Annotated in this window: 24 protein-coding genes; 11 read left to right on the top strand and 13 right to left on the bottom strand. The window is 74.5% G+C overall.

Annotation, left to right across the window (positions count from 1 at the left end; all coding sequences use genetic code 11):
* Nucleotides 1–7: 7 nt before the first annotated feature.
* The gene (locus tag BCAV_RS04330; RefSeq protein ID WP_012725904.1) at nucleotides 8–259 is read left to right on the top strand and encodes a DUF2530 domain-containing protein; all 252 of its coding nucleotides are present in this window, start codon (nucleotides 8–10) and stop codon (nucleotides 257–259) included.
* Between the two features lie 19 nt (nucleotides 260–278).
* Here the strand turns inward: BCAV_RS04330 and BCAV_RS21405 are convergent, their stop codons facing one another.
* Together BCAV_RS21405 and BCAV_RS04320 are read right to left on the bottom strand one after the other, a co-directional pair.
* Nucleotides 279–977, bottom strand: coding sequence for a TetR/AcrR family transcriptional regulator (locus BCAV_RS21405; protein WP_012725903.1), 699 nt, complete (start codon nucleotides 975–977; stop codon nucleotides 279–281).
* Nucleotides 978–1055: 78 nt separating this feature from the next.
* The gene (locus tag BCAV_RS04320; RefSeq protein ID WP_012725902.1) at nucleotides 1056–2270 is read right to left on the bottom strand and encodes an MFS transporter; all 1215 of its coding nucleotides are present in this window, start codon (nucleotides 2268–2270) and stop codon (nucleotides 1056–1058) included.
* A gap of 103 nt (nucleotides 2271–2373) precedes the next feature.
* Between BCAV_RS04320 and manA the strand changes: the two genes are divergently transcribed.
* Nucleotides 2374–3561: a mannose-6-phosphate isomerase, class I gene (manA, locus tag BCAV_RS04315; RefSeq protein ID WP_012725901.1), complete on the top strand. Its 1188-nt coding sequence runs from the start codon at nucleotides 2374–2376 to the stop codon at nucleotides 3559–3561.
* Between the two features lie 4 nt (nucleotides 3562–3565).
* Here the strand turns inward: manA and BCAV_RS04310 are convergent, their stop codons facing one another.
* The 3 genes from BCAV_RS04310 to BCAV_RS21400 all read right to left on the bottom strand — a co-directional run bounded on the left by BCAV_RS04310 (nucleotide 3566) and on the right by BCAV_RS21400 (nucleotide 6823).
* Nucleotides 3566–4135: a hypothetical protein gene (locus tag BCAV_RS04310; RefSeq protein ID WP_245528940.1), complete on the bottom strand. Its 570-nt coding sequence runs from the start codon at nucleotides 4133–4135 to the stop codon at nucleotides 3566–3568.
* Nucleotides 4132–4641 (bottom strand): pyruvoyl-dependent arginine decarboxylase, encoded by a 510-nt coding sequence (locus BCAV_RS04305; RefSeq protein ID WP_012725899.1) that lies wholly within the window; start codon nucleotides 4639–4641, stop codon nucleotides 4132–4134. The genes BCAV_RS04310 and BCAV_RS04305 overlap by 4 nt, the downstream gene beginning before the upstream one ends.
* An 85-nt stretch (nucleotides 4642–4726) precedes the next feature.
* Nucleotides 4727–6823, bottom strand: coding sequence for a PAS domain-containing sensor histidine kinase (locus tag BCAV_RS21400; protein WP_012725898.1), 2097 nt, complete (start codon nucleotides 6821–6823; stop codon nucleotides 4727–4729).
* Nucleotides 6824–6955: 132 nt separating this feature from the next.
* Between BCAV_RS21400 and BCAV_RS04295 the strand changes: the two genes are divergently transcribed.
* Genes BCAV_RS04295 through BCAV_RS04285 form a run of 3 tightly spaced genes read left to right on the top strand, consistent with a single transcriptional unit; the run spans nucleotide 6956 to nucleotide 8398 of the window.
* Nucleotides 6956–7336: a response regulator gene (locus BCAV_RS04295; protein WP_012725897.1), complete on the top strand. Its 381-nt coding sequence runs from the start codon at nucleotides 6956–6958 to the stop codon at nucleotides 7334–7336.
* A complete protein-coding gene (locus tag BCAV_RS04290) occupies nucleotides 7333–7665 on the top strand; it encodes an Hpt domain-containing protein (protein ID WP_012725896.1) in 333 nt (110 codons plus the stop codon). The genes BCAV_RS04295 and BCAV_RS04290 overlap by 4 nt, the downstream gene beginning before the upstream one ends.
* The gene (locus BCAV_RS04285) at nucleotides 7652–8398 is read left to right on the top strand and encodes a response regulator transcription factor (RefSeq protein ID WP_012725895.1); all 747 of its coding nucleotides are present in this window, start codon (nucleotides 7652–7654) and stop codon (nucleotides 8396–8398) included. The genes BCAV_RS04290 and BCAV_RS04285 overlap by 14 nt, the downstream gene beginning before the upstream one ends.
* On the opposite strand, the gene BCAV_RS04280 is transcribed toward BCAV_RS04285, so the two are convergent.
* From BCAV_RS04280 to BCAV_RS04255, 6 genes are all read right to left on the bottom strand, one after another.
* Entirely contained in the window at nucleotides 8379–8711 is a 333-nt protein-coding gene (locus BCAV_RS04280) for an Hpt protein (RefSeq protein WP_012725894.1), read from the bottom strand. The genes BCAV_RS04285 and BCAV_RS04280 overlap by 20 nt on opposite strands.
* A gap of 53 nt (nucleotides 8712–8764) precedes the next feature.
* Entirely contained in the window at nucleotides 8765–9598 is an 834-nt protein-coding gene (locus BCAV_RS04275; RefSeq protein WP_012725893.1) for a polyphosphate polymerase domain-containing protein, read from the bottom strand.
* Entirely contained in the window at nucleotides 9595–10200 is a 606-nt protein-coding gene (locus BCAV_RS04270; RefSeq protein WP_012725892.1) for a DUF4956 domain-containing protein, read from the bottom strand. Before BCAV_RS04270 ends, BCAV_RS04275 begins: the two co-directional genes overlap by 4 nt.
* Nucleotides 10201–10287: 87 nt before the next feature.
* Complete coding sequence (locus tag BCAV_RS04265) at nucleotides 10288–13341, bottom strand: sacsin N-terminal ATP-binding-like domain-containing protein (RefSeq protein ID WP_012725891.1); 3054 nt, start codon at nucleotides 13339–13341, stop codon at nucleotides 10288–10290.
* 13 nt (nucleotides 13342–13354) lie between these two features.
* The gene (locus BCAV_RS04260) at nucleotides 13355–14266 is read right to left on the bottom strand and encodes a DUF3027 domain-containing protein (protein WP_012725890.1); all 912 of its coding nucleotides are present in this window, start codon (nucleotides 14264–14266) and stop codon (nucleotides 13355–13357) included.
* 19 nt (nucleotides 14267–14285) lie between these two features.
* Nucleotides 14286–14669 carry a cold-shock protein gene (locus BCAV_RS04255; RefSeq protein ID WP_012725889.1) on the bottom strand — a complete coding sequence of 128 codons (384 nt, stop codon included), beginning with the start codon at nucleotides 14667–14669 and terminating at the stop codon, nucleotides 14286–14288.
* A gap of 154 nt (nucleotides 14670–14823) precedes the next feature.
* Here BCAV_RS04255 and BCAV_RS04250 point away from each other — a divergent pair, with 154 nt between their 5' ends.
* Entirely contained in the window at nucleotides 14824–17112 is a 2289-nt protein-coding gene (locus BCAV_RS04250) for a helicase-associated domain-containing protein (RefSeq protein ID WP_012725888.1), read from the top strand.
* A gap of 41 nt (nucleotides 17113–17153) precedes the next feature.
* The gene (locus tag BCAV_RS04245) at nucleotides 17154–18800 is read left to right on the top strand and encodes a DNA repair helicase XPB (protein WP_012725887.1); all 1647 of its coding nucleotides are present in this window, start codon (nucleotides 17154–17156) and stop codon (nucleotides 18798–18800) included.
* 103 nt (nucleotides 18801–18903) lie between these two features.
* Here BCAV_RS04245 and BCAV_RS04240 read toward each other — a convergent pair whose 3' ends face one another.
* Together BCAV_RS04240 and BCAV_RS04235 are read right to left on the bottom strand one after the other, a co-directional pair.
* Nucleotides 18904–20373, bottom strand: a complete 1470-nt coding sequence (locus tag BCAV_RS04240) for an MDR family MFS transporter (RefSeq protein ID WP_012725886.1) — start codon at nucleotides 20371–20373, stop codon at nucleotides 18904–18906.
* Nucleotides 20374–20526: 153 nt separating this feature from the next.
* Nucleotides 20527–21288, bottom strand: a complete 762-nt coding sequence (locus BCAV_RS04235) for a type 1 glutamine amidotransferase (RefSeq protein ID WP_012725885.1) — start codon at nucleotides 21286–21288, stop codon at nucleotides 20527–20529.
* Nucleotides 21289–21401: 113 nt separating this feature from the next.
* Between BCAV_RS04235 and BCAV_RS04230 the strand changes: the two genes are divergently transcribed.
* From BCAV_RS04230 to BCAV_RS04215, 4 genes are all read left to right on the top strand, one after another.
* Nucleotides 21402–23501, top strand: coding sequence for a TPM domain-containing protein (locus BCAV_RS04230; protein WP_012725884.1), 2100 nt, complete (start codon nucleotides 21402–21404; stop codon nucleotides 23499–23501).
* Between the two features lie 79 nt (nucleotides 23502–23580).
* Nucleotides 23581–24333 carry a PspA/IM30 family protein gene (locus BCAV_RS04225; RefSeq protein ID WP_012725883.1) on the top strand — a complete coding sequence of 251 codons (753 nt, stop codon included), beginning with the start codon at nucleotides 23581–23583 and terminating at the stop codon, nucleotides 24331–24333.
* A 57-nt stretch (nucleotides 24334–24390) separates the two neighbouring features.
* Nucleotides 24391–24984 carry an NYN domain-containing protein gene (locus tag BCAV_RS04220; RefSeq protein ID WP_012725882.1) on the top strand — a complete coding sequence of 198 codons (594 nt, stop codon included), beginning with the start codon at nucleotides 24391–24393 and terminating at the stop codon, nucleotides 24982–24984.
* Nucleotides 24985–25058: 74 nt separating this feature from the next.
* The gene (locus BCAV_RS04215; protein WP_012725881.1) at nucleotides 25059–25784 is read left to right on the top strand and encodes a response regulator transcription factor; all 726 of its coding nucleotides are present in this window, start codon (nucleotides 25059–25061) and stop codon (nucleotides 25782–25784) included.
* Nucleotides 25785–25792 lie beyond the last annotated feature (8 nt).

Raw genomic sequence — 25792 nt, 5'->3', positions numbered from 1 at the left:
CGAGGTCGTGAGCGACGATCCGGCCGGTGCCCTGGTTCCGCCGCCTCGGCGCGAGAGGACGCTGGAGCGGGCGCACGTCGACCTGCGCGGCGTGCTCGCCGCCGGGACGGCGCTGTGGCTCGCCGCGCTCGTGGTCCTGGCGATCCTCGACGCCGCCGGCGTGGGTGTGCCGCGCCTCGGAGCGGCCGTCTGCGCACTCGGTGCCGCCTCCGGCGTCGTCGGTTACGCGTTCGCCGCCCGCTCCGCACGCAGGAGCTGACCGAACCCTCTCAGGCGCGTCAGCCGACGCCGCGCGAGGATCGCGGAGACGCCCCGCGCACCGTCACGGAGGCGTCCTCGCCCTCGTCCACGCCCGGCCCGCCCACCAGGCGCAGGTTGCGAGTCGGCATGAGGTAGCGCTCCAGCGCTCGCGCGATCCGCCGCTCCAGCTCAGGGCGGGACAGACCGCGCTCCAGGTGCGCCCACGTGACGTCGACCATCGCCTCGAAGAAGGCGACGACGTCCTCGGAGCTGCGGGCAAGTCCCATGTCGATGACGGCGCGCGCCACCGATCGCGCGAACGCCCGGACGGCCCTGTCGCACAGGTCGATCTCGTCGTCGGGCGTGAGCTTCACGCCGCGCAGCCCCTGGAGCGCCAGCAGGTCCGCTCGAGCCTCCGTGACGACGTGGTCGACGCCCGCCGCAGCGGTGCGGACCACCTCGCCGTACGGCGCCGGGTCGAGCGGCAGGAGCCCGCCGGTGTTCAGTCGCTGGCGCAGTCGCTCGACGACCCGCCCGGCCGTGGCGACGAGCAGCTGGTCCTCGCTGCGGTACAGGCCGGCAGCCGTCCCCTGCGGAAGGCGCGCCTCGTCGTCCACCCTGTCGAACGTCACCGCCACCCGGCCCGCGTCGGCGAGCACATCGATGACCGCGTCCAGCACGTCCAGACGCGTGGCACTCTCCTCGACTGCTTCGTCGAGTCGACCCTGTGAAGCCATGTCGGTACCCCGATCCCGATGGAGCTTCGCCGGAGGCCCCGATTCCTCCGACTTCCGAGCAGCGTATCCCACGCCGCCTCAGAGGCCCGCGCGCGCCCGGGTCGTGCGGTTGGCGTGCACCGACCAGCGTGGGACGAACCGGGCGAGCGCTGCCGCGGCCAGCCCACCGAGCATGCCGGTCGCCACCACCCCGCCCGCCAGGGTCCCGATCGCCGCTCCGCCGGCCAGCAGCAGCGGCCCGAGCGCGGATCCGGAGTCCTGGAGCAGCCGCCACGCCCCGAGGAACTGGGCACGCCCCTGCGCCGGTGCGACGTCGGCGCCCAGCGTCATCACGACGCCGGAGCCCATCCCGTTGCCGAGGCCGAGCAGGATGGCGACGACGCCCACCGCCGCCACCGTGTGCGTGAGCGGGAGGAGCAGCATGCTCACGCCCATCACGATCATCGAGGGGATCGCGATCCAGAGACGTCCGCGGGCGTCCATGAGCTTGCCCGCGGGATAGAACAGCAGCATGTCGACGGCGCCGGAGATCCCGAACACGAGCGCCGTCGTCGCCGGCGGGAACCCGAGGTGCTCCGACCACAGCGGCAGCACCACCTGCCGCGCACCGCGCACGGCGCCGACGGCGGCGATCGCCACGCCCAGCGTCACGAGCAGCGGGAGGTGCTCACGCACCACCGCCGACGTCGACCGCCCGTCCCCGCGGTCGCGCGAGCGGACGCCGTCGGCGCCCGGCACCTCCCGGGAGACGGCCACGACGATCGCCGCCAGGACGGACGTCCCCGCACCGAGCCAGTAAGCGTTCGACGGCGAGCCCCCGTGCACCACGAGGGCCCCGACGAACGGCCCGATGAACAGGCCGATCCGGAACACGCCGCCGAGGGTCGACAGGGCCCTCGCCCGCAGCAGCGCCGGCGTCACCTCCGTCAGGTAGGACTGCCGCGCGAGCCCGAACACCGCTCCCGCGACGCCGACCACGAACACGCACACCCCGAGCACCCAGACCGTCGTCGCGAGCGCCGCACCCGCCATCGCGACGGCGGCGATCCCGCACGCGAGGATCATCGCCCGGCGGTCCCCGATGCGGGCCGCGACGGCGCCGGCCGGGACGTCGGCGGCGATCTGTCCGATCGGGAGCATGGCGGCGAGGAGGCCGGCGGTCGCCAGGTCGGCCCCGAGCGACGTCGCCGACACCGGGACCATCGGGATCATGGCACCGACGCCGACCTCCACGACGAGCGCCGGCAGGTACACACCGGGCCACAGCCGGGTCAGCCGGAACGGAGCGCTCACGGCCCCATCCTGCCCGGCCCGCCGGGGCGCCCGGCACGCGCTCGCGCCAGGCTACGCTCGACGTCCACCACGGCCGGGAGGGCCGCGACGAAAGGACGCCAGCGTGTATCGGCTCGCACCGCACCTGCGGGACTACGCCTGGGGTTCGCGCACGGCGATCCCCGAGCTGCTCGGCACGGCGGCGACGAGCGCCCCGGTCGCGGAGGCGTGGTTCGGCGCGCACCCGAGCGCGCCGTCGACCCTGCCCGACCTGGGCCGCTCCCTCGACGAGCACATCGCCGCCGATCCGGCCGCCGCGCTCGGCGACGACGTCGTCGCGCGGTTCGGCCCGCGCCTGCCGTACCTGCTCAAGCTCATCGCTCCCGCGGCGCCGATCTCCCTGCAGGTCCACCCGACGCTGGCGCAGGCCGCGGCGGGCTATGCGCGCGAGGACGGCGGCGGTCTCCCCCTGGACGCCCCGACCCGCTCCTACCGGGACCGCAACCACAAGCCCGAGATCGTGTTCGCGCTGACGACGTTCGAGGCGCTGTCCGGGTTCCGGGCGCCCCGTCGTGCGGCGGAGATCCTCGCCTCGCTCGACACCCCGCTCGCCGGCGGGCTGCGCGACGCGCTGCGCTCGGCGCCGTCCGCCGCCGGCATGGAGCAGGCGTTCCGGCTCCTGCTCGACCCGGCCGCCGGGGCGACGCCGGACGAGGTGACGCGGCTCGCGCAGGCGTGCGCCGCGAGGCTGGCGGCCGGGACCAGCCCGTCGACGCGCGCCGACGCGGTCGTCACTCTTCTCCAGGAGGCGCACCCCGGCGACCCGGGCGTCGTCGCCGCCCTGCTGCTCAACCCGGTGACGCTGCAGCCCGGCGAAGCGCTGTTCACGCCCGCCGGGAGCATCCACACCTACCTGTCCGGCCTCGCCGTCGAGGTCATGGCGAACTCCGACAACGTCATCAGGGCCGGTCTCACGCCCAAGCACGTGGACGTCGACGGGCTGCTCGAGATCGTCGACTACGTCGCGGCGCCGCCCATCCGGCTCGCGCCGGAGCGGGCCCACGAGAACACCGACGTGTACTACGCGCCCGTCGACGACTTCGAGCTGACCCTCACCCATGCCACGCCCCAGCCGACGGCGGTGGCCGGCCGTGGGCCGCGGATCCTCCTCGTCGTGGCGGGGACGGCGCACCTGGAGGCGGCCGGCACCGCGCACGACCTGCGCCGCGGCGACGCCGTGTTCCTGCCGGCGAGCGACGACGGCGCTCGCCTGAGCGGCGACGCGACGCTCGCCCAGGCGGGGGTCCCGTGAGCCGTCAGGTGGCGCGCGGCCCGTGGAACGTCGCGGCGTAGTACGTCTGCACGTCGACGCGATCCACGTCCAGCTCGCACGTCCGGCGCGCCCGCGAGAACAGGTGCTCGGCGAACCGCAGCGTCTCGTCGTTGTACCGGCTGACGTCGTAGGCGCACACCACGCGGTCGGTGACGAGGATCTCGATGAGCGCGTCGAGCATGTCGACGAACACCCGGGAGCGACGCCGGCCGGGGTGCGCGAGCGTGAACCCGACGTAGTAGATCGCGCCCCGGGCCGCGTGCTCCGGGTAGAGCCGGGCATGGAAGTCGGGACTCACCCACGGGACCGCAGCGAGATCGGTCGCGAGCGTCGTCAGCCCGACGGGGTGCCCCTCGTGGTCCCGGGCGAGAAGCTTGAGGATCCGCTCGTCAGCCATCTCCTCGGCGAACTCCTCGCGCGTGAGCACGTGCCTGGCCGCGGCGCGCTGCGCGAGCGGCGCGAACGCCGCCAGGTACGTGGGCCAGAACTCCTCGACGACGTCGTCGCTCACCGCCCGGGTCGTCGCGACCCGGGCGCGTCCTGGCCGTGTCACTCGACGGACCATCCCCGCGCTGCGTAGGACGCGATGACGACGGCGCACACCGGCTCGGTCTCGCACATGGCGGACGTGATCGCGCGGCCGGCGATCTCGTAGCCCCCACCGCGGCGGTCGACGAGATCCTCGAGCGTCGCGGTGAGGTCCCGGTCGACCTGCTCTCGCGACGGTCCTTCGTGCTCGACGAAGAGGCCGCCTCCGCTCCCGTCGAGCGCGATCGCCCACGCGATGCCCGCCCACGCCTCGTGGTGCGGGAGCTCGGCGTGCGCCTCGGCGTAGACGCAGTAGAGCCGGTCGCCGTGCGCACCGCTGAGCTGGTCGGCGGCGCCGACCTCGAGCACGGTGCTGCCGGGCGGGATGATCGAGCTCAGCCGCAGCAGGTTGAAGTCCGCGACTCCGGCGCTGCGCAGGGCCGCGTCGAACGCGGACAGCGTGGTGCGTCCAGAGCCTGTGCCGGTGCTGATCCGGATCGTCGGGCCGGTTTCGGGCCTTGCTGTGGTCACGTGGGTCCTCTCGATTACTCGGTCGCGATCCTCCCGCGCTCGCTGTCGGAGTCTCGCTCGCTTGCCCCGGTCGCACCCCGCGCCCCTATCGTCCCACCGGATCAGCCCCCGTGGGTGACGCCGTCGTCGTCGCCTCCTCGTCCACCCGCGGGAGCGTCATGAAGAACGTCGATCCCTCGCCGGGGGTGCTCTGCGCCCAGATCCGGCCGCCGTGGCGCTCCACGATGCTGCGGCTGATCGCGAGCCCCAGCCCGGTGCCGCCCTTCTCCCGCGCGTCGGACGAGTCGACCTGCTCGAACCGCCCGAAGATCATCTCCAGCCGGTCCGGCGGGATGCCGCGGCCGTGATCGACGACCCGGAACTCCACGAACTCGCCCGCGGGGCGCGCGGCGACGACGACCTGCGAGCCCCGGGCGGAGAACTTGATGGCGTTGCCGAGCAGGTTGATCAACGTCTGGACCACCCGGTCGGCGTCGGCGTGCACCCGGCCGGTGACGTCGCCGAGCCGCACGGAGACACCGTCCGCGTCGGCGAGCCCCTGCACCTGGTCGACGGCGGCGGCGAGCACGGTCCGCACGTCGTGGTCGGCGAGCTCGATGGGCGCGGCGCCCGCCTCCATGCGCTCGACCTCGAGGATGTCGTTGATGAGGCGCGTCAGCCGCTCGCTGCTGCCCAGCGCGATCGTGACCATGCGCCGAGCCTGGTCCGAGATCGGCCCGGCGGCGCCGCCGGCGAGCAACCCGAGGGAGCCACGGATCGACGTCAGCGGGGTCCGGAGCTCGTGGCTGATGACCGAGACGAACTCGTTCTTGAGGCGGTCGACCTCGCGACGCTGCGTCACGTCGCGGAAGACCACGACGGCGCCGAGCACCACGGCGCCGTCACGCAACGGGCTGGCCGTGACCTCGACCGGGACGTCCTTGCCGTCCGCGCGCCGGTACAGATCCTCCTCCGCCGAGGCGGTGATGCCGTCCCGGATCGCCTCCGCGATGTAGCACGAGTCGAACGGGAACGGGGCTCCGTCTGGCCCCGGCGCGTGGAACAGGCCGTGCGCGTCCTGGCCGACCATCTCGCGTGCCGCGAACCCGAGCGTGCGCGCCCCGGCGGGGTTGACGAACGTGACGCGCCCGTCGCGGTCGACGCCGTAGATCCCGTCGCCCACGGAGGAGAGCATGAGCTCCCGCGAGCGGGTCACCGCCCGCAGCTCCGCGGTGCGGGCACGGACCCGTCGCTCCAGTCCGCGGCGCAGGCGCTCGTTGTCGAGGACGAGGATCGTCTGCCGGGCCGCGACGGCGACGAGCACGAGCAGCCACAGCAGCACCGCGACGACGTTCCAGGAGCCGGCCGGGACGTTCACGACCCACACGACGGCGGCCGCCAGGAACACGGCGAACGTCAGGATCGTCGCCGCGACGGGGGTCGACTCCTCACGGCGCGCCGGGCGCGGCCCTCCCGTCGCGGCCGGGTGCCGCGCCGCGAGCCCGCCCAGCGCGTACCCGGTGATCCACCCGAGGTCGACCGGCGTCCCGAACGTGAACGCGGAGATGCCGAGGAGCGCGTACGACAGGTCCGACATCGCGTACAGCACGAAGCTCAGCGCCACGAGGACCAGCGGCACGCGTTCGGACCGGGAGCTGCGGGTGATGAGGACGACGGCGAGCGTGGCGAGCACGGCGTCGACGATCGGCATGAGGAGGGCGACGACCTCGCCGAGGGTCGTGCCGCCCGCCGACGTCTCGAGGTCGGGGAAGACGGCGACGGCCGCGACGACCAGCACGGAACCGCCGACGACGACGCCGTCGAGCACCATCCGCGCGACGCTCGTCGCGCGGACCGGCGTCGAGGGGAACGACAGGAGCGCGAGGACGCCGATGAGCAGGGCGCCGATGTACGCGAGGTCGCCGGTCGTCGTCGTCCCCGTCATGAAGCCGACCGCGTTGCCGCCGAACCCGATGTAGCCGGCGGCGGCGAGCAGAGCCCACGCGCGACGCCGGCGGCCCGTCGACCGTCGCGACGTGAGGAGGCAGCTCGTGGCGGCGACGACCGCTGTGACCGGCAGCACGACGCTCGTGACCTGAGCTCGCGACGACTCCGGCAGTCCGCTGGAGAGCACCACCGTGACGGCGAGCAACCAGCCGCCGGTCACGAACACCCACCGGCGGAAGCTCGAGCCGCGTTCCATGGCTGCCTCCTCACTGCCGAGACTAGTCAGAGCAGGGCCGGGACGGCTCCTCGCGGGTGTCAGCCGGGTCACGTGGCGGTACGGTCGGCACAGGCCGCGCGGGCCGCGTGCGGTCGCCGGCCAGGAGGAGAGATGCATCCCGGGCACGTCCTGGTCGTCGACGACGACGAGACCATCCGCGAGGTCGCGCAGATGGCGCTCCAGCTCGTGGGCGGGTGGCGCGTGACGACGGCGCCCAGCGGCGCCGAGGCGCTCCGGCTCGCGCACATGGATCCGCCGGACGTGATCCTCCTGGATGTGATGATGCCCGTCGTCGACGGCCCGTCGACGCTGGTGCGACTGCGGGCAGACCCCGTGACGCGGGAGGTCCCGGTCGTGTTCCTCACGGCGAAGTTCACCCCCGGCCAGGCGCACGAGTGGTCAGGGTCCGGGCTCGCCGGCGTGATCGCGAAGCCGTTCGACCCGATGACGCTCGCGGACCAGGTCGCCCGACTGCTCGAACGGCCCGCGTGAGCTCGCCGGACGCGCAGGCCGAGGCGGAGCTCGCCCGGATCACGGCGCGAGCCACGAAGCGCAACCGCGCCCGCGGTGCGCGCCTGGCCGAGCTCTGCACGGCGCTGGACGCCACCAGTCCCCCGGAGCGCTGGGAGGAGGCGGCGGAGCTCGCCCACCAGATCGCCGGGTCGAGCGGCACGTTCGGTCGACCGCGCGCGAGCGAGCTGGCCCGCGAGCTGCTCACGATCCTGCGCGCCCACCGGCTCGACGGCATCCCCGAGCTCCTCGACGATCTGACCTCGGAGCTCGGGCCGAGCGGGTACGGTGACGGCCATGACCGGGGGTAGCGAACGGGTCGCCGTCATCATCGAGGACGATCCGGACATTCGTGAGCTGCTGGAGACGGTCCTCGGTCAGGCGGGCTTCCGCACGCACAGCTCCGAGACGGGCAACGACGGCGTCCGCCTCGTGCAGGAGGTGGCACCGCTGGTGGTCACCCTGGACATCAGCCTCCCGGACATCGACGGCTTCGAGGTCGCGCGCCGGATCCGCCCCGTGTCGGACGCGTACATCGTCATGCTCACCGCGCGGGCGGAGGAGATCGACGCGCTCATGGGGCTCGACTCCGGCGCCGACGACTACCAGACGAAGCCGTTCCGGCCACGGGAGCTGCGGGCCAGGATCGAGGCGATGCTGCGCCGTCCACGCCGTGCCGGCGGCGTGGCGGAGCAGGCGGACCCCGGCTCGCCGAGCGTCCTCGGCTCCGACGGCCTCGAGGTCGACGTGCTCTCCCGCATGACGCGGGTCGACGGCGCCGACATCCACCTCACCCGCAGCGAGTTCGACATCCTCGCGGAGCTCACGTCGCGCCCCGGCCGGGTCGTGTCGAAGAACGAGCTCGTGCGGGTGCTGTGGGCCGACGCCTACGACACCGGCACCCCGATCTCCGAGGCGGACCGACGCAGCGTCGAGGTGCACGTCGCGAACCTGCGTCGGAAGCTCGGTGACAGCTCGCTGGAACCGCGGTGGATCCATACCGTGCGCGGCCTGGGTTACCGCTTCACGCCGACAGGGGGATGACGCGCGGTTCCCCGGCGAGGATCCGGCGGAGCTCGGTGGCGGTGGTCTCCCCCGCCGCCACCAGCTGAGGCAGCAGGGCGTTCGCCCGGTCCGTGTCCTGGAAGGCGAGCTCCTGCTCGATCCCGTTCGCGATGCGCGCCACGTCCGCGGCCCCCGCCATCACGCTCGTCGAGTGCAGTGTCATCGCGACGAACTGCGCCTCGATGACCTCGCCACGTCGCAATGCGTCGGCGAGGTGGTCGAGCCTGCTGCCCATCAGCGCGATGTAGGTATCGAGGCCATGGTGCGTGTCACCGTCGTGCAGAACCGTCATTGCCACCACCCCGATCGAGCCTCACCGATGCTGAGATCTTGGGCGGTCGACCTTCAGGATCCGGTCGCCCTGGCCCAGGATCGGCTCAGCGTTGGCTCAAGATCCGCCTCCGGGCTCCGCTGCCAGCCGAACTCCCGCCGCAGCACGCGGGACCACCGGTTGGCGGCCAGGTGCGGGCGCAGCAGCGCCACTCCCACGCAGTACTTGCTCAGGGAGACCTGGCGGACCCCGATCTCCGCCAGCACGTCGTCGGCGGGCGAGGCGCCGGAGGCGCTCTTCGACTCCACGAGCACGCGGTCCGGACCGGAGCGCGAGGCACGAGGGTCGGAGCACACGAGGTCGACGTCGCACGTCACCCGAGCGCCCGTCGCGGTGTCGACGAGCGTGCCCCGCGTGTACGTCGTCGTCAGCACCGGTTCGAGCTGCGGCAGCGTGAGCCGGTACGCGTCGTCGAGCACGTCCGACACGAACCGGTGACCGGCGCCGGTGAGCTCGTGCCGGCGACTCGCGGGGTGGGGCGTCCGCCGCTTCACCGTCGCGCCGCGGTGACCTTCGAGCTTGACCTCGAGCATCGCGTCGCCGGAGTCCAGGTAGGCGCGGGTCCGCACCTTGTACCGCCGTCGGCGACCCTGCCGGTGGGACCGGTACAGCCCGAGGGCGGGGGTGTCGAAGTACACCGACTCGTAGGCGAACAGCCGGCGTCCGTCGATCTCCAGCGCGCGGAAGCCGTCACCCAGGGCGGCGCCGAACCGAGCGAACTCCTCCGGCTCGAGGAGGTACTTGCGGTCCGTCCGGGTCTGCAGCGCCGCGACGTCGAGCACCTCGGCCAGGTCGACGGGAGGCAGTCGCTCGACGACGTCGCCGAGCGCGCCGGACGCCGTCGTCATGACACGGCACCCGTCGGCTCGAGCGGTCGCCCCGCGGAGGGCTCGCCGGCGGACGCCCCGTGGAGACGGAACCGGACGTCGACGACCGTCGTGTCGAGCACGAGGTCCAGCGAGCGGACGTCCACGGCGAGGATCTCGGCGTGCAGCAGCTCGGCCAGGGCCTCCCGGAGCCGCGTCGCGTCGGGGTACGCCCGGTCGAGCGTCACCGTCTGCCGCCGGGTGCGGGGGGCGAGTCGCGGGTGGTCGGCGACGAACATGACCACCACGAGCACGGCGGACATCGCCGGAGCGAGCCACGGTCCCGCGGGGTGGAGGCCGTTCACGAGGCCGAGCGCGAGCGCGACGAAGTAGTAGGCGATCTCGCCCTGCGTGATCGAGTCGGACCTCAACCGGATGATCGACAGGATGCCGAACAGGCCGAGCCCCAGCCCGAGCCCGACCTCGCTGCCGGCGAGCAGCAGGGTGACGGCGAGCACGCCCGCGTTGAGCGCCACGTACGCCAGCGCGAGGTCACGCCGGTGGTGCCGGCGGAAGTAGAGCGCGTAGACGAGCACCGTGATGGCGACGGCGTCCGCGGCGAGTGCTGCGACAAGGCTGGACATGGCTGGCTCCCCTATGAGGTGGTCGAACGAACCAGTCACGATGCCGCGCGGGCATGAGAGGAGTCGGAGACGCCGATGAGAGAGTTCTCACGCGAGGCGCGGACGCGCCCGGGCGAGATCGACGAGCACGCCGTCGTCGTCGGCGGCGAGAGCAGCCGTGAACGCGGCGTGCCAGGCGTACTCGCCACCCGCGTAGGCCAGCGCCCGCGCCAGGGAGGCCTCGTCGCGCGCGAGCAGGTCGCCGTCGTCGACCCACCACCGCACGGCGACCCGGCCCACGGCGAGCGTCTCGGCCCGGACCCACGTGCCGCCCGGCTCGTCCAGCAGCACCGCCGCGACGCCGTCGAGCACGCCGGGAAGGTCCTCCCGGGCGCCGTCGACCACGGCGGCGGGTGCGGGCCGCACCTCGACGTCGAGCAGCTGCGCGACGGCCTCGGCGTACCCCCTCGCAGCGGGCACGTGCGGGCCGAGCTGGCCGGTCATCTCGTCGGCGACGACGGCGGAGGTGGCGTCGGCGACGACGGCGCGGCCGCCGTCGAGCAGGACCACCCGCTCCGGCGGGATCGGCAGGCGGATCCCGCGAGCCGCGGCGCCCGCCAGGGCGCGCCAGAGGACGACCGCGGAGTCGAGCGGGACCTGGGTCCCGGCGTCCGGCAGCGCGTCGAGGCACCCGTCCCACCCGGCCGCGTCGAGGTCGTCCAGCGTGCGCACGCCGCCGAGGGCGCGCAGCACCTCCGGGTCGAGGCCGGCGACGACGTCGGCGCCGTCGTCGACCGCCGGCCCGTCGGGGAGGAACGCGACGCGCGCCCCGGGCACGGCGAACGGCGCACCGAGCCGGTCCCGCAGCCACCACGACGCGTAGGACGGCGCCCGCGCCGATCCCGCCCCGCGCACCTCGTGCACGAGCGCGCCCCGCAGGGCGGGCGTCGAGGCGAGGTCGGCGAGGGCCAGGCCCCACGCGTCGTCCGCCACCTCCTCGAGGTCCTCGACGATCGTCAGGTCGCCGAGGAACGCCTCGACGCCCAGGTGGTCGGCGACGTGGCCGAGGTACTCCGCCCAGCCCTCGGGTGCGCCGTCGTCGTCCTCCCCGTCGATCAGGGCGTCGGACGCGAGCACGTCCGGCACGACGGCGACGCGCAAGCCGGACCGTACGCCGACGGCACCGAGCACGGCCGCTCCCCACCGCTCGAGCATCCGGGCCGCCACCGCCTCGGCCCCGGCGAACAGCTCCTCGGCGCGCGAGGACGGCAGCACGAGCTCGGCGGCCCTCGCGTGGCCACCGCTCGCCGTGGGCAGCGGCAGGTCGCCGAGCCCCGGCGGCATCCGCGTGGGATCGACGCCGGCCGCGAGCGCGGCGTCGGCGAGCGCGAGCACGGCGTCCTGCACCTGGGCCGTGGCCGGGTCGTCCTCGGGGTCCGCGTCGAGCGACGCCAGGGCCGCGCGCACCGCGTCGTGCCCGAGCAGGCCGACGGCGCTCGCCGAGCCGGCGCCCAGGCGCACGAGGAGCGGGTGCGCCGCCTCGGGATGCACCACCCGCATCCCGAACGGCGCGAACGCCGACGTGGCATCGACCGCAGCCGCGGGGGCGTCGTCGTCGAGCACCACGAGACCGCGCGGGCCGTGCGCGAACCCTCCACCGACCAGCGGCACCGGCAGCGTCGCGAGCGACTCGCCGACCGCCGCATCCGGCGCGTACGGCTCGACGACGTCGGCGAGCTCCCGCCACCAGGTGGGGTCGCCGGAGGGCCGGAGGTCGTCCAGGACTCCGGCGAGGTCCCGCACGGTGACGCCGAGCGCGCGGGCGGACGCGCCGTGCCGCCCGTCGAGCGGGACCAGGGCGCCGACGGCTCGCGAGAGGACCCGCAGCAGCGCGGGGTCGTCGCCGGCCGGCCCGGTGAGCGCGACGGCGTCCCGCGGCGCGACGGGCTCCACCGGCGCTCCCTCGTCGCTCGTCACGGCCGCCAGCACGGGCGTGCGGGCCAGGGCCGCGACGGCCGCCTCACGGAGCGCACCGTCCACCTCGTCGGACGGCAGACCGGCCGGGACGAAGTCGAACGGCGACTCGCCGCGGCTCACCGCGTCGGCGACGAACGCGGCGTACGCGTCCCCCGCGTGGTGCGCGACGGCGTCGGCCAGCGGACCGGACGCGAGCCGACGGCGCGACGGTTCCACCGGGAACGACGCGATGAGCAGCGCCGGCAGCGTGCACCGGTTCTCGGTGGGCGTCGGGGCATGGATCACCGTGGGCACGACCACGGCGCGCTCGCCGGCGTCCCGGGGCACCGCCCACGTCACGGACCAGCCCCGGCGCGAGCGCTCCTCCGCGGGGCGGGTGGCCAGCAGCTCGAGCGGGTGCGTGCCGGTCACCGTGCGGGTCCACCACCGGTCCGCCACGTCCGCGAGACGCCGCTCCCCGTCCGGGGTGCGGACGGTGACGCTCGCGAGGCGCGGCAGCGCGAGGAGCAGGGCGTCGTCGAGCTCGTCGAGCTGGCGGACGACGTCGCCCACCTCGTCCGGTCCACGCAGGAGCAGGTCGACGGTCGTCGTGTAGCCGGGGGCCGGCGACGTCGCGTCGGCGAACGGGAGGCGCAGCGCGGGGACGTGCTGCCCCCGCTCGTCCAGGACCCCAACGAGCGCTCCCCCACTGCTGGTGTCGTCGTGGCCGCCCGCTGCCGGACCCGGGCGCCCCTGCGTCGTGAGGAGGTCGCGCGCGGCCTCGACGTCGAACCGCACGGCGCCGTCGCACGAGGCCACGACCACGGCGTCGGCCACCGCCCGCACCGCTGCGAACCCCACGCCGAACCGGCCCACCTCGTCCGCGAGCCCCTTGTCCGACGTCCGCATGCTCGCGAGCGCAGCGACGCCGTCCGGCGTGAGCGGAGCCCCGGTGTTCGAGGCGCGCAGGTGCGTGCCGTCGTCGTCGTGCGTCAGCTCCAGGAGCACGGCGCCCGCCGTCCGGGCGCGCGCCGCGGCGTCGGCGGCGTTCTGCAGCAGCTCAACCACGACGCGGTCCGCGTACTGCCCGCGCGCGACGTCGTCCTCGAGATTCGCGTCCTCCCGCAGCCGGCGTGGTGACGCAGTCCAGGCCGTGAGCGCCGCGGCTCGGAGCTCCGCCGTCCGGAACGGGTCCGGTGCGCTCATCGCGGCGGCCGTCTCACACGGAAGGCGCGTCGCCCGGGTCGACGGCTGCCTGCTCCTGCGCGGGCTCCGGCTCGGCGTCCTGCGCGGGCTCCGTTTCGGCGTCCTGCGCGGGCTCCGGCTCGGCGCGGAGCACCTCGAGGTCGAACTCGTCGACCACGGGCCGCCCCCAGCCCCAGTCGCCGCCCGCGACGTGCGGGGCGGCGTCCGTCTCGCTGTGCGCCCCGCAGCCGTGGTCGAACGAGACGACCTTCCCGTCGTCGGGCGACCACTCGTTGACGCACACGCCGAACATCGAACCGAGCGTGCCGGTCAGCGGGACGAGGAAGCCGCAGGTCTCGCACGGCTCCTTCGACGCCCGCGCACCCGGGGCGTTCGGGCCGCGGTCGCCCTCGTACCACCGCGTCGCGGCGGCGTCGAGCGCCGCCCGCGTGGGCACCCGCTCACGCTCGAGCCCGAGCTCGACGATCGCGACGTGGTCGACGGCGACGTCGGCGGCGTCGGCGGCGTCGGCGGCGTCGCCCGAGCGGCGGTACCCGGTCTCGAGCCGCGGGTCGTCGGAGTCGAACGGGAGCACGTCCGTGGGCCCGAGATCGCCCGGGGCGAGCCGCTCGGCCCACGGCACCCAGGACGGCGCGAGGAGGGCGTCCGCGCCGGGGAGCAGCTCGACCTCGCACACGGTGGCCGTCCGCGAGCGCGGGACCCGCGCCACCGTCACCGTCCACCGCCATCCGCGGTAGCCGGGCGCCGTCGTCGCGAACGTGTGGTTGCCGAGGCGGTCGTCGACGAGCGTGAACCCGAGGTGCTCGCCGACGTCCCCGAGCCCGGACGTCTGCTCGGCCGCGGCGCGGGCGAGATCGACCGCGGCGGCCAGGACGGCGTCCTGCCGCGGTGCCCGGGCAGGGCGGGAGAGGGTGGCAGGACTCACCGATGCTCCTTCCGGGCGCTCAGGCGTCGAAGTCGTCGGCGACGACGCGCATCACCTGGGCGAGCTTCGTCGCCTGGGCGCGCTCCGGGTAGCGGCCTCGGCGCAGGCTGTTGGAGGCGCCGTCGAGCAGCTTGATGAGGTCCTCGACGACCGGGACCATGTCTTCGGCCGGGCGTCGCTGCCCCCGCGCCACGGACGGCGCCGGGTCGAGGATCGTCACGGACAACGCCTGCGGCCCGCGGCGACCGTCGGCGATGCCGAAGTCCACCCGCGTGCCGGGCTTCGGCGACGGCGATCCCGCCGGGAGGGCGGAGGCGTGCAGGAAGACCTCGCCGCCGTCGTCGGCCGCGATGAAGCCGAAGCCGCGGTCGGCGTCGAAGAACTTGACCTTGCCGGTGGGCACTGGAGATCCCTGACTTCCTGTTCGAGGGCGCGCATGAGCGGAACGGGTACGCGTCGAGCGGGTCAAGGATAACCGCTGACGGCGCGGGAGTCGCCGGTAGGTGCCGCGCTGGCAGACCCCGAGCGCCGCCCGCCACCGCCGTAGAGTGGTGTGGATGCCCACCTTCCGTCGCAGCGAGGCTCGCCCGGAGGGCGCGGACACGGCGACGCGGTCGCCGTCGTCGCTCACGACCTGGTCGGACGAGTCGCTCGTCGAGCTCCTCCGGCTCCGCCGGGACCTGCTCGTCCCCGAGCCGTCCTCGCTCACGGCGCTCGCCTCGAGGGCCGCCTCACGGCCGTCCACGTCCCGCGCGCTGGCCACCTGCGACGCCCCCACTCTCGCGGTCGCGGAAGCGGTCGTGGCGCTCGAGTCCGCCTCGACCGAGCGACTGGGCGAGGCCACCGGGCTCGACGCCGCACCCGCCGTCGCGCACCTCGCGGCTCTCGGCCTGGTGCACGACGACGACGGCGCGTGGTCCCCCGTCCCGCACCTGTCCGAGGCCCTCGGTCCCCACCCCGCCGGGCTCGGCCCGGTCATGGCGACGCATCCCGGCGCACCGACGGGGCCCGACGAGCTGGACGCGCTCCTGGCGGCGGCGCCGCGCGAGGCACGCCGCACGCTCGACGCACTCACCTGGGGTCCGCCCGTGGGCACCGTCCCCGAGCACGACCCGCCCCCGGGCGCGGCCTGGCTCCTCGAGCACCACCTCCTCGTGCGCGTCGGCCCCACGCAGCTGGTGCTCCCCCGCGCCATCGGGCTCCTCGCCCGTCACGGCCGCACCCACGCGGACGTCGCGACGACGCCGCCGCTCGCCGACGCGCCGGAGCGCCCGCCGACGACGGTCGCCGCCGAGGGCGTGCGCGCCGCGGAGGAGATCGTCCGGGAGGTCGGGGAGCTCGCCCGGGCCTGGGGCGACGAGCCGCCGCCGGCATTGCGCTCCGGCGGGGTCGGCGTGCGGGACGTGCGCAAGTTCGCCGCGCGCATCGGAGCGCCGACGGAGCACGCCGCGTTCGTCGTCGAGCTCGCCGCGACCGCTGAGCTCGTCGCGCCGCTGCACGACGTCGAGGGCTCCGCCTGGGCACCCACTCCCGCGGGCGAGGACCACGACGGCGACGTGGCCTCCCGCTGGGCCCGCCTCGTCGTCGCCTGGTCGACGACGAACCGCGTGCCGTGGCTCGTGGGCTCCCGCGGCGAGAAGGGTGAGCTGCGAGCGGCCCTGGACCCGCTGCTGGTGCGCCGCTGGGCGCCGGGTGCCCGCCGGCAGGTGCTGGTCGCGCTCGCCTCCTGGCCGGAAGGCGCGGCTCCTGACGCCGGTGCCGTGCACGCGTGGTGGGCGTGGCACACGCCCCGCCAGGTCCCGCCTCTCGCCACCGTCGAGGCGATCCTGGCCGAGGCGGCGTGGCTCGGGCTCACCGGCGCCGGGGCGCTGACCGGTCCGGGGCGTGCCGTCGCGACGGCGCTGGCACCCGACGGCGGCGCGCGGCCCGATGCCGGGGTCCTGGCGGCCGCCCTCGAGGCCGCCCTGCCGCCGGCCATCGACGACCTGCTCCTCCAGGCGGACCTCACCGGAGTCGTCCCGGGGCGCCCCACCCCCGCCCTCGCGGACCTGCTCGCCGCGAGCGCCGACGTCGAGTCGCGCGGCGGCGCCCTCACGGTGCGTTTCTCCCAGGCGTCCGTGCAGCGTGCTCTCGACGCCGGGCTCGACCCGGACGAGCTCATGACCCGGCTGAGCACTCACTCCCGCACGGGCGTGCCGCAGCCCCTCGAGTACGCGATCCGCGACGCCGCCCGCCGGCACGGGCACCTGCGGACCGGCTCGGCGTCGAGCTATCTCCGGTCGGACGACCCCGGCGTGCTCACCGCTCTTCTCGCGGACGCCGCTCTCGACCCCCTCGGGCTGCGCGCGATCGCCCCCACGGTCGTGGTCGCCCAGGTGCCGGCGGTCGAGGTCGCTCGCGTGCTGCGCGCACGGGGGCACGCGCCGGCCATCGAGGGCAGCGACGGTGCGGTGCTGTCGCTCGACGTCGGACGGCGCCGATCGGTCGCGCCGTCGCCCCGCCGTCCGCGCGGCGACGGCGACACCTCTGCGGAAGCCCCGCTCACCGGCGACGCGCTCACCGCCGTCGTCCGCTCCCTGCGGCACGGCGAGGAACGCAGCCAGCGCGTGCTCGCCTCGCGCGCGGCCGGGGCCGCTGCCGACGACCCCGCCCACGCGCTGGCCGCGCTGCGGCGCGCGGTCGAGGCGGGAACGGACGTCTGGCTCGCTGTCGCCGGACCGAGCGGCGCCGTGCAGCGCCGTCGGGTCCGCCCGCTGCGGGTCGACGCCGGCCGCATCCGGGTGCGCGACCTCGCCCGCGAGGCGGACATCACCGTCGCCGCGCACCGCATCGTCGCCGTCGACTGACCGAGAACGGCACCACCCCCGGGGTGCGGGAGAATGGTCGGATGCCGTCAGGCCCCCTGATCGTCCAGTCCGACAAGACCCTCCTCCTCGAGATCGACCACGACCAGGCCCAGGCCTGCCGTCGCGCGATCGCGCCGTTCGCCGAGCTCGAGCGCGCCCCGGAGCACGTCCACACGTACCGCCTCACCCCGCTCGGCCTGTGGAACGCGCGCGCCGCCGGGCACGACGCCGAGCAGGTCGTCGACACGTTGCTCGCCTACAGCCGGTACCCGGTCCCGCACGCCCTGCTCGTCGACGTCGCCGAGACGATGTCGCGCTACGGCCGCCTCCAGCTCGTCAACGACCCGGCGCACGGGCTGGTGCTGCGTGCGCTCGAGGTGCCGGTGCTCGAGGAGGTGCTGCGTTCCAAGCGGACCGCCGGACTGGTCGGTGCGCGCCTCGACCCGGAGAACGTCGTCGTCCACCCCAGTGAACGCGGTCACCTCAAGCAGGTGCTGCTCAAGCTCGGCTGGCCGGCGGAGGACCTCGCGGGGTACGTCGACGGCGAGGCCCACGCGATCGAGCTCGCGGAGGACGGCTGGGCGCTGCGGCCGTACCAGAGCGAGGCGGTGGAGTCGTTCTGGCACGGCGGGAGCGGCGTCGTCGTCCTCCCCTGCGGTGCGGGGAAGACGCTCGTGGGCGCGGCGGCCATGGCCCAGTCGCAGACGACGACGCTCATCCTCGTGACGAACACCGTGAGCGCCCGTCAGTGGCGGGACGAGCTGCTGCGCCGCACCTCGCTCACCGAGGACGAGATCGGCGAGTACTCCGGCTCCCGCAAGGAGGTCCGGCCGGTGACGATCGCCACGTACCAGGTGCTCACCACCCGGCGGAAGGGTGTGTACACCCACCTCGAGCTGCTCGACGCGCGGGACTGGGGGCTCGTGGTCTACGACGAGGTCCACCTGCTGCCGGCGCCCATCTTCCGCATGACCGCCGACCTGCAGGCACGCCGTCGGCTCGGTCTCACGGCCACGCTCGTGCGCGAGGACGGCCGCGAGGACGAGGTGTTCAGCCTCATCGGGCCGAAGCGGTACGACGCACCGTGGAAGGACATCGAGGCCCAGGGCTACATCGCACCGGCGGATTGCGTGGAGATCCGGCTGACGCTGCCGGACTCGGCACGGATGGCGTACGCGACGGCGGAGCCCGAGGACCGGTACCGGCTCGCCGCCACGGCGGCCGGGAAGTCGCGGGTGGTGCGCGAGCTGCTGCGCAAGCACGACGGCGAGCAGACGCTCGTGATCGGGCAGTACCTCGACCAGCTCGAGGAGCTCGGCGAGCAGATCGGGGCGCCGGTGATCACCGGGGCGACGACGGTGCCCGAGCGCCAGCGCCTGTTCGACGCGTTCCGCAGCGGTGACGTGACGACGCTGGTCGTGAGCAAGGTGGCGAACTTCTCGATCGACCTGCCCGAGGCTGCGGTAGCGATCCAGGTCTCCGGGTCGTTCGGCTCGCGGCAGGAGGAGGCGCAGCGCCTCGGCCGCCTGCTCCGCCCGAAGGGCGACGGGCGGACGGCGCACTTCTACGCCGTCGTCGCCCGCGACACGGTCGACCAGGACTTCGCCGCGCACCGGCAGCGCTTCCTCGCCGAGCAGGGATACGCCTACCGGATCATCGACGCCGAGGACCTCGCCGCCGACGTGTGACGTCCACCCGGTCTGTCGAGGTCGGGCTGGCGCGCGCGGCGGCGACGTGGACGGTCGGTTGCCGTGAGGGCAACCGACCTTCCACGCGGCCGGCCCGTGCCGCTCAGTGCGCGACGGCGTGCTCCAGCTCCGCGGCGGGCTGCCGGCGGAGCAGGAACGTCAGGGCGAACGCGAGCGCCATGAAGGCCGCGCCCCACACGAACGCCGTCCCGACGCCGTCGGCCAGCGCCGCCGCGGGCGACGCCCCGGCCTCCCCCGCCGCCACGGAACCCTGTGTCATGACCGCGACGAACATGGCCGTGCCCGCGGCCCCGGCGAGCTGCTGCGTCGTGCCGATGACGGCGGAGCCGTGCGAGTACAGGTGCGGCTCGAGGGCCCCGAGCGCCGTCGTGAACAGCGGCGTGAACACGAACGCCAGGCCGAGGCTCAGCAGCACGTGCGCGCCGAGCACGAACCACGGCGACGTGCCGGCGCTCACGGTCGTGAGGAGACCCAGCGCGCCGAGCACCACCGCGGCGCCCGGGATGACCAGCGGTCGGGGGCCGACCCGGTCGAACAGCCGCCCCACGGTCGGACCGAGGAGGCCCATGGCGAGGCCGCCCGGCAGCACGATCAGGCCGGTGGTGAGGGACGTGAGGTTGAGCGAGTCCTGCAGGTAGAGCGGGAGCAGGATCAGCGACCCGAACAACGCGATCATCGACACGGCCATGATCCCGAGGGAGACGGCGAACGACCGCGAGCTGAACACGCGGAGGTCGAGGAGCGCGCGGTCGGTCCGCTGGAGCAGGAGCTGACGAGCGACGAACGCCACGAGCATCACCGAGCCCGCCGTCAGCGGGATCCACGGCGGCACCGGCGGCGCGTGCCGGGCGGCCTCGCCGAGACTCGACAGTCCGTACACGAGCCCACCGAACGCCACCACGGCGAGCACCAGCGACAGCGGGTCCAGCGGCGCGCGCGTCCGCTCACCCGTGTCGCGCACGTGCAGGAACCCGGCCACCAGCGACACCAGGGCGATCGGCAGCACGATGCCGAAGACCCACCGCCACCCGAGCGAGTTGAGGATGACGCCGGAGATGGCGGGCCCGAGCGCGGGCGCGGCGGCCATGACGATCGCGACGTTCCCCATGATCTTGCCGCGGGACGACGTCGGCACGATCGTCATGATCGTCGTCATGAGCAGCGGCATCATGATCGCGGTCCCGGAGGCCTGGACGACCCGGGCGCCGAGCAGGATCGGGAACGTGGGCGAGACGGCGGCGAGCAGGGTGCCCGCGCTGAACAGGGACATCGCGAGCAGGTACGCCCCGCGGGTACCGAGCCGCTGCAGCAGGTAGCCGGTGGCAGGGATGACGACGGCCATGGTGAGCATGAACGCCGTGGTGAGCCACTGACCCGTGGTGGCGGTGATGCCGAGGTCCTTCATGAGCGGCGCGAGCGCGACGCTCATGGTGGTCTCGTTGAGGATGACGACGAAGGCGGAGCCGAGAAGCAGGGCGATGAGGACGAACTTGTCCCGGCTGAGGCGCTCGGGCTCAGCCGTCGGGACGGGGTTGGGCAGGGTCGCGGACATGCAGGCGGTGCCTTCCGTGGCGGGGTCGCGGACGGTCGTGCCTCGCCGCGAACCACGACGGTGGCACGGGAGCGGCGCGGAGGCTCGAGGGCCTCAGATGATCACAACCGTCCGACATCGTGGCGTGTTCCCGCCACCACGCGAAAGTGAATATCAGGCCGACGCGCAGGTCCGCGCGTCGGAGGCGGCGCGCACCTGGGCCGCGAAGGCGGCCGCGAGCGCACGGCCGAGCGCATGGGCGTGCTCGCCGCGCTCGTCGAGCTGGGCACGCACCTCGGCGACGTCGACGTCGTCGTGCCCCGACGCCCAGTGGAGGAGCGTGTGGTCGGACGCCTCGGGGTGGAACTGCACGCCCAGCGCCGAGCCGCACCGGAACGCCTGGAACGGGTAGACGGCCGAGCTGCCGAGCCACACGGCCCCGGGCGGCAGCTCCGTGACGACGTCGGCGTGCATGCTCAGCACCGGGGACGACGACGGCGGCCGCCCACCGCCGACGGAGGCGAGCGCCGGGCCGAGCACGGCGTCGTCGGCCGCATCGGGCCGCCACCGCACGTCGACGACGCCGGCCTCGCGCCCGTGCGGCGCCGCGACCTCCACCCGGCCGCCCAGGGCGCGGGCGAGCAGCTGCGCCCCGAGGCAGACGCCGAGCGTCGGGACGTCCGACGCTGCGGCGTCCACGAGCAGCGCGCGGACGGCCGGCAGCCACGGCGCGGCGTCGTCGTCGAACGCCGTCATCTGTCCGCCGAGCACGAGGAGCCCGTCGCCCACGGCCCCGACGGCTGGCACGGGCACGCCGAGATCCGCCCGCACGATGCGCAGGTCCAGCCCCGTGAGCCACGACGCGAACAGGTCGGGACCGACGTCCGGACCCTGCTGGACGACGGTGAGGACCGGCGGCTGGGGGGCGGCGGACATGGGTCTCCTGCGGGTTCGTGCGAGCGGGGCGAGGCTCACGGTACGACACGCTCGGGGGCTCCTCGGGCCCGCTCGCGTTGCACGAGGTCGCCGACCTGGCGGAGGATCGCCCCGTGACGCGACGCCGCACGACACCCCTGACCCAGGCTGACGCAGGGTCTCCCGCACGCCACCGCACGCGCCTCGCGGCCACGGCCTGCGCCGTCGTCGCCGCCACCGTGCTGCTCGCCCCTGCCGCTCTCGCCGACGAGCCGCTCCGGCTCGACGACCGCGTGACCGACACCACCAGCGCCGCGGTCCTCGCAGGGAGCACGGCCGACATCCTGGACGCGGCGGACGCCCTCGCGGAGGACACTCCGTACGACCTGTTCGTCGTGTACGTCGACTCGTTCGACGGCATGGACGGCGGCGACTGGGCCGACGAGACGGCGAACCTGTCGCAGCTGGGTGACGACGACGCGTTGCTCGCCGTCGCGGTCGAGGACCGGGTCTACGACTTCTCGCTCGGGGCGAGCGCGTCCGTCACCGACGACCAGCTCGCCACGATCCGCTCGGAGCAGATCGAACCCGCGCTGGCCGACGACGACTGGGCAGGTGCGGCGATCGCGGCCGCGGACGGACTGCGCGACGCGGCCGGCGGCGGCAGCGGGGCCGCCTCCGGCGGGGGCGGCTCGAACGCGGGGTGGATCATCGTCGGCATCCTCGTGGTCGCCGCGATCGTGGTGCTCGTCGTGTGGCTGGTGCGCCGGAGCTCGCGGCAGCGGCAGCAGGCCGGCCCCGCCTCGGCCCCCGGTTCGCTCGAGTCCCTGAGCACGGAAGAGCTGAACCGCCGTGCGAGCGCGGGACTCGTCGCGATCGACGACGGCATGCGCACCTACGAGCAGGAGCTCGGGTTCGCCGAGGCCCAGTTCGGGTCCGCCGCGACGGCGTCCTTCGCGACGGCGCTCGCCGACGCCAGGCCGAAGGTCGCCCGCGCGTTCCAGCTGCGCCAGGAGCTCGACGACTCCACCGCCGAGGCGGAGCCGCAGGCCCGCGCGATGATGGCCGAGATCATCACGACGCTGGAGCAGGTCCAGGCCTCGCTGCAGGGCGAGGCCCAGCAGTTCGTCGAGCTCCGCGAGGAGCAGCGCAACGCGCCGGCCACGCTCGACGCGCTGGAGGGCCGGGTCACCGAGCTCGCCGGCCGGGTGCCGGCCGCGCGGGAGACGCTCACGAACCTGGCGGTCACCTACCCCGCCACGGCGCTCGCCTCGGTGGTGGCGAACCCCGATCAGGCCCAGCGCCTGCTGGACGGCGCCACGGAGGCGGTGACGCAGGGCCGGGCTGCGGTCGAGCGCCAGGACGGCGGCGCCGCGCTCGAGCAGATCCGGGTCGCGACGGGCGCGACCGGTCAGGCGGCGACGCTGCTCGACGCCGTCTCCCGCGCGGGCGACGACCTGGCCCAGGCGGCGCCGAAGCTCGAGGCCGCCATCGCCTCGATCTCCGCCGACCTCGCCGACGCCGACAGGCTCGCCACGAGCCAGGGGCACGGGGTCGACGCCCAGGTCGCCGAGGCCACGCAGGCCATCGCCGCGGCGCGCGCCGCATCGTCCGGCGGCGACCCGCTCGCGGCCCTGACCCGGATCGCGAACGCGGAGGCCGCCCTCGACGCGTCGCTCGCGCCGCTGCGCGAGCAGGCGGAAGTCACGCAGCGGGCCGCGGCCCAGCTCGAGGGCACCCTCGGCCGTCTCGAGTCGCAGGTCCGCGCGACGAACGACTTCGTCGAGACCCGACGCGGCGCCGTCGGCCCCGAGGCCCGCACGCGCCTCGCCGAGGCGATCCGGCTCCTCACCCAGGCGCGCACGCAGGCAGCGACGGATCCCGGCGCCGCGCTGGCCACCGCCCAGCAGGCGCAGGAGTACGCGACGTCGGCCCAGAGCCTCGCCCAGCGCGACGTCGAGTCCTGGGAGCGGTCGCAGCAGGTCCCGCAGCAGTCCTCGTCCGGAGGGCCCGACCTCGGGTCGATGATCCTCGGCGGCATCCTGTTCGGGAACCGCGGTGGGGGCGGGGGCGGCGGCTGGGGAGGCGGGTTCACCGGCGGCGGCTACGGCGGCGGTTCGAGCCGCGGCGGGTCACGGCGCTCCAGCGGCGGGTCGTTCGGCGGGAGCCGGCGCAGCAGCGGCGGCAGCCGACGGAGCAGCGGCGGTCGCCGCGGCGGTGGGGGGCGCTTCTGACGACGCCGGCCCGTTCGCCCGAGGACCCACCACACGTTCGCAACCACGCCGCCCGGGGCGGCCAACGGAAGGAAGAGACATGACGGAGAAGCAGACGATCCTGGGCCGCATCGGCCAGCTCACCCGCGCCAACATCAACGCGCTCCTCGACCGTGCCGAGGACCCGGAGAAGATGCTCGACCAGCTGGTCCGCGACTACACCAACAGCATCGCCGAGGCCGAGACCGCCATCGCGCAGACGATCGGGAACCTGCGCCTCGCGGAGGCCGACTTCCGGGAGGACCAGACCGCCGTCGTCGAATGGGGCAACAAGGCGGCGGCGGCGTCGGCGACAGCGGACCGCAAGCGCGCCGAGGGCAACACCGCCGACGCGGAGCGGTTCGACAACCTCGCGAAGCTCGCCCTGTCGAAGCAGATCGGCTTCGAGAAGGAGGTCAGCGACGCCGCGCCGATGATCGCGTCGCAGAACCAGACGGTCGACAAGCTGAAGTCCGGCCTGGCGCAGATGAAGGACCGGCTGAACGAGCTCAAGACGAAGCGCGACCAGCTCATCGCCCGGGCGAAGACGGCGCAGGCGCAGAAGCAGGTGCAGGACGCCGTCGGCCGCATCGACGTGCTCGACCCGACGAGCGAGCTGTCGCGGTTCGAGGACCAGGTGCGCCGCGAGGAGGCGCAGGCCGCCGGCCAGGCCGAGATCGCCGCGAGCAGCCTGGACGCCCAGTTCGAGGAGCTCAGCGCCTCGGGTGCGGAGATCGAGATCGAGGCCCGGCTCGCCGCTCTCAAGCAGGGCCAGATCGCCCCGGCCCAGCAGCCCGGCCAGATCACGTCCTGACGGGGCGTTCGCTGTAGGGGGCCGCCGGAACGGCCGGCGCCCCCTACAGTGACTCCGATGACCAGCGAACCGGGCGCCGACGCGGGCACCACCGCCGAACGCCGCACGTATGTCCTCGTCGACGGCGAGAACATCGACGCCACGCTCGGCATGAGCGTGCTCGGGCACCGGCCGGCACCCGAGGAGCGCCCGCGGTGGGACCGGATCACGGCGTTCGCGGAGACGCTGTGGGACCAGCCGGTCACCGCCCTCTTCTTCCTCAACGCCTCGAACGGCCAGATGCCGATGTCGTTCGTGCAGGCGCTGCTCGCGCTGGGGTACCACCCGATCCCGCTGGCCGGCGGTCCCGGCGAGAAGGTCGTCGATATCGGCATCCAGCGCACGCTCGCGGCCCTGACGGACCGGCCGTCCGACGTCCTCCTCGCCAGCCACGACGGCGACTTCCTTCCCCAGGTCGAGGATCTCCTGACGCCCGACCACCGGGTCGGGCTGCTGTGCTTCCGCGAGTTCGCGAACGCCCGGTTCACCGAGCTGACGGAGCGCGGGCTGTCCCTGCACGATCTCGAGGACGACCTCGGGGCGTTCACGACGCCGCTCCCGCGCGTGCGGATCATCCCGCTCGAGGCGTTCGACCCCCTGCGCTACCTGTAACACCGGACGCGCCGCCAGCGCACTCCCAGGCGACGTCCAGCGAACTCCCAGACTCGGCGCGCACACTGGTCCTCATGACCACGTTGCCCGCGAGCCGCACGCCGGAGGCGCGTCTCGTCGTCGTGGACGACGAGCCCAACATCCGTGACCTGCTGGCGACCTCGTTGCGCTTCGCCGGGTTCGACGTCGTCACGGCCTCCGACGGCACCGAGGCGCTCGAGGCGATCGTCGAGGGCGAGCCCGACCTCGTGGTGCTCGACGTCATGCTCCCGGACATGGACGGCTTCACCGTGACGCGGCGCCTGCGCGAGCGGGGGGTGCGCACACCCGTCGTCTTCCTCACCGCGCGGGACGACGTCGCCGACGCCGTCACCGGGCTCACCGTCGGCGGTGACGACTACGTCACGAAGCCGTTCAGCCTCGAGGAGGTCGTGGCGCGGATCCGCGCCGTCCTCCGCCGGTCCCAGGCGCACGACGCGGACTCCGGCGTGCTGCGGTACGCGGACCTGGAGCTCGACGAGGACGCCCGCGAGGTGCGTCGGGCGGGGCGGCCGGTGGAGCTCTCGCCCACGGAGTTCAAGCTGCTGCGCTACCTCATGCTCAACGCCGGCCGGGTGCTGTCGAAGACCCAGATCCTCGACCACGTGTGGGAGTACGACTGGCGCGGCGAGAGCGCGATCGTCGAGTCGTACATCTCCTACCTCCGGCGCAAGATCGACGTCCCCGGACCCGACGGCGCACCCACCGTCCCGCTCATCCACACGCGGCGCGGCATCGGGTACGTCCTCAAGACGCCGTGACGACCTCA

It is taken from the genome of Beutenbergia cavernae DSM 12333 (assembly GCF_000023105.1).
GTDB lineage: Bacteria > Actinomycetota > Actinomycetes > Actinomycetales > Beutenbergiaceae > Beutenbergia > Beutenbergia cavernae.
This window is presented reverse-complemented; position numbering and strand designations above follow the sequence as displayed.

Excerpts from the sequence above, each read along its gene's own strand:
- BCAV_RS21405 (WP_012725903.1), bottom strand. The coding sequence starts at position 977 with ATGGCTTCACAGGGTCGACTCGACGAAGCAGTCGAGGAGAGTGCCACG.
- BCAV_RS21400 (WP_012725898.1), bottom strand. The coding sequence starts at position 6,823 with ATGGAACGCGGCTCGAGCTTCCGCCGGTGGGTGTTCGTGACCGGCGGC.
- BCAV_RS04295 (WP_012725897.1), top strand. The coding sequence starts at position 6,956 with ATGCATCCCGGGCACGTCCTGGTCGTCGACGACGACGAGACCATCCGC.
- BCAV_RS04285 (WP_012725895.1), top strand. The coding sequence starts at position 7,652 with ATGACCGGGGGTAGCGAACGGGTCGCCGTCATCATCGAGGACGATCCG.
- BCAV_RS04280 (WP_012725894.1), bottom strand. The coding sequence starts at position 8,711 with ATGACGGTTCTGCACGACGGTGACACGCACCATGGCCTCGATACCTAC.
- BCAV_RS04275 (WP_012725893.1), bottom strand. The coding sequence starts at position 9,598 with ATGACGACGGCGTCCGGCGCGCTCGGCGACGTCGTCGAGCGACTGCCT.
- BCAV_RS04270 (WP_012725892.1), bottom strand. The coding sequence starts at position 10,200 with ATGTCCAGCCTTGTCGCAGCACTCGCCGCGGACGCCGTCGCCATCACG.
- BCAV_RS04265 (WP_012725891.1), bottom strand. The coding sequence starts at position 13,341 with ATGAGCGCACCGGACCCGTTCCGGACGGCGGAGCTCCGAGCCGCGGCG.
- BCAV_RS04250 (WP_012725888.1), top strand. The coding sequence starts at position 14,824 with ATGCCCACCTTCCGTCGCAGCGAGGCTCGCCCGGAGGGCGCGGACACG.
- BCAV_RS04245 (WP_012725887.1), top strand. The coding sequence starts at position 17,154 with ATGCCGTCAGGCCCCCTGATCGTCCAGTCCGACAAGACCCTCCTCCTC.
- BCAV_RS04240 (WP_012725886.1), bottom strand. The coding sequence starts at position 20,373 with ATGTCCGCGACCCTGCCCAACCCCGTCCCGACGGCTGAGCCCGAGCGC.
- BCAV_RS04235 (WP_012725885.1), bottom strand. The coding sequence starts at position 21,288 with ATGTCCGCCGCCCCCCAGCCGCCGGTCCTCACCGTCGTCCAGCAGGGT.
- BCAV_RS04225 (WP_012725883.1), top strand. The coding sequence starts at position 23,581 with ATGACGGAGAAGCAGACGATCCTGGGCCGCATCGGCCAGCTCACCCGC.
- BCAV_RS04220 (WP_012725882.1), top strand. The coding sequence starts at position 24,391 with ATGACCAGCGAACCGGGCGCCGACGCGGGCACCACCGCCGAACGCCGC.
- BCAV_RS04215 (WP_012725881.1), top strand. The coding sequence starts at position 25,059 with ATGACCACGTTGCCCGCGAGCCGCACGCCGGAGGCGCGTCTCGTCGTC.